This is a genomic window from Tessaracoccus lubricantis, from assembly GCF_039544535.1.
GTDB lineage: Bacteria > Actinomycetota > Actinomycetes > Propionibacteriales > Propionibacteriaceae > Arachnia > Arachnia lubricantis.
On record NZ_BAABLV010000049.1, the window covers coordinates 1 to 2,143 of the forward strand.

The window sequence follows — 2,143 nt, forward strand, 5'->3', positions numbered from 1 at the left end:
CATCGCTGGGCCATCCGGAGGCGCCGACATTCACCGGCGCGTCTTCGGACATTACATTCACCTTCTTCTGCTGTCTCTCACTGCCGCCCTTCCCCATGTGACCGGCTTTCCCGGCCTCGGAGTACTACGGCGGCTCCGCCCCACCCACACCCTTCGGCAGGCAACGCACCTATCCCGGGACTGTACGTTTTCCGGTGTAACTCCGATGTAGGAGGTACCCGATGAGGATGCAGGTTGAGCCGGTCGCTGAGGCGGTCGTGATGGAGGTCGAGGACCAGGTGACGTCGACGGGAACGCCCCCGCTGGTGGACAAGGATTTGGTGGCGCAGCTTGTGGGCGACGCGCAGCGGCTGGGGCTGTCCGTGGAGGGCGAGGGCGGGCTGCTGGCTCAGCTGACGAAACTGGTCCTGGAGTCGGCCCTGGAGGGCGAGATGACCGCGCATCTGGGCTATGACAAGCACGAGCGGGTCGAGGGCAGCGACAACGCTCGTAACGGGACGCGGTCGAAGACGGTGCTGACGAAGGCCGGCCCGGTCGAGATCGCTGTGCCTCGGGATCGGGCCGGGTCGTTTGAGCCGGTCGTGGTGGCGAAGCGGCAACGGCGTTTGGGGGCGATCGAGGACGTGGTGTTGTCGCTGTCGGCTCGCGGGCTGACCCATGGCGACATCGCGGCGCATCTGGCCGATGTTTATGGCTCTGAGGTGTCGAAGACCACGATCTCGACGATCACCGACAAGGTCCTGGACTCGATGGGCGAGTGGCAGAACCGACCACTGGACCCGGTGTATCCGGTGGTGTTCATCGACGCGATTCATGTGAAGGTCCGCGACGGGCAGGTCGCGAACCGGCCGATCTACGTCGCGTTGGCGGTCACTGTCGAGGGGAACCGCGACATCCTCGGGCTGTGGGCCGGGGACGGCGGCGAGGGCGCGAAGTACTGGCAGCAGGTGTTGACCGAGATCAAGAACCGCGGCGTCGCCGACGTGTTGATGCTGGTGTGCGACGGACTGAAGGGGTTGCCCGAGTCGGTGGGCAACGTGTGGCCGCAAACGATCGTGCAGACCTGCGTGGTGCACCTGATTCGCGGGTCGTTCCGTTACGCGGCAAGGCAGGACTGGGACAAGCTGGCCCGCGCGCTGCGGCCGATCTACACCGCCGACACCGTCGCCGCGGCCGAGGACCGGTTCCTGGAGTTCACCGAAGTATGGGGCGCTAAGTACCCGGCGATCGTGCGTTTGTGGGAGAACGCGTGGCCGGAGTTCGTGCCATTCCTGCAGTTCGACAAAGAGATCCGCCGGATCGTGTGCACCACCAACGCGATCGAGTCGGTCAACGCCAGGATCCGCAAGGCCGTCAAGGCCCGCGGGCACTTCCCCAACGAGCAGGCCGCACTCAAGTGCGTCTACCTCGCTGTGATGGCGCTGGACCCCACAGGCAAGGGACGAGCACGTTGGACACAGCGCTGGAAGGGCGCCCTCAACGCGTTCGAGATCACCTTCGACGGACGGCTCTCCGCCGGCCGCCGATACTGAGAGTCAAACAACCATGAGATACACCGAAAACTTGACAGACCCTCTCCCCGCCCCCTGGCCCGAAGACTTCCTCGACCCCAACAGCGGCTGGCGGGAAGGCGCCAGTCCAACCACCCCCGAACCCGGCCAACCACCCTTCTGACCACCCGACCCGAAGAATCAGCGGTTACACCACGTCAAGGGACTTGACCGCCGATGGCAAGCCTTCACCGTGGAAATGAATCAGGACAGCTTCTGGCCGTCCTCGAGTGCTCGCGCCACCAGTGGTGAGACATCGGCCAACGGGTTGCGCCAGTCGGCACGCGACGGATGAGTCACGGTGACGATCTTCAGTCCCCCAGGAGCACGATGTGTCGTGCTCCGCCAACCGCGGTTGTTCCGCTCAGTGAAATGGTCGATCTCGTGATGGGCGCCGTACTGCCGACGGACGAACTCGCCGGCACTCTTGCCGAAGCAGACGACGACCTTCACGCCGAGGGTACGAATGACGGCCTCGTGGAAGGGCCAGCAGAGCGCGGCCAATCTGTCGAACTCCTTAGCCTCCGTCTTTCATGAGGCGGCTTGAGAGCTGCCAGCCGGGCTGTCGGGGCCCGACCTGAACACGGGGCCAA

At 64.9% G+C, this 2,143-nt stretch carries 2 protein-coding genes; one reads left to right on the forward strand and one right to left on the reverse strand.

The features are described 5' to 3' along the window. The first annotated feature begins 260 nt into the window (after positions 1–260). On the forward strand, positions 261–1,532 hold the full coding sequence (locus ABEA30_RS15280) for an IS256 family transposase (protein ID WP_345584389.1): 1,272 nt from the start codon (positions 261–263) through the stop codon (positions 1,530–1,532). Between the two features lie 222 nt (positions 1,533–1,754). Here ABEA30_RS15280 and ABEA30_RS15285 read toward each other — a convergent pair whose 3' ends face one another. Further along, positions 1,755–2,003 carry a hypothetical protein gene (locus ABEA30_RS15285; RefSeq protein ID WP_345584391.1) on the reverse strand — a complete coding sequence of 83 codons (249 nt, stop codon included), beginning with the start codon at positions 2,001–2,003 and terminating at the stop codon, positions 1,755–1,757. Between the last annotated feature and the right edge of the window lie 140 nt (positions 2,004–2,143).

What these genes read in the sequence shown, in the direction of transcription:
- ABEA30_RS15280 (WP_345584389.1), top strand. Translation starts at nt 261, where the DNA reads ATGGAGGTCGAGGACCAGGTGACGTCGACGGGAACGCCCCCGCTGGTG.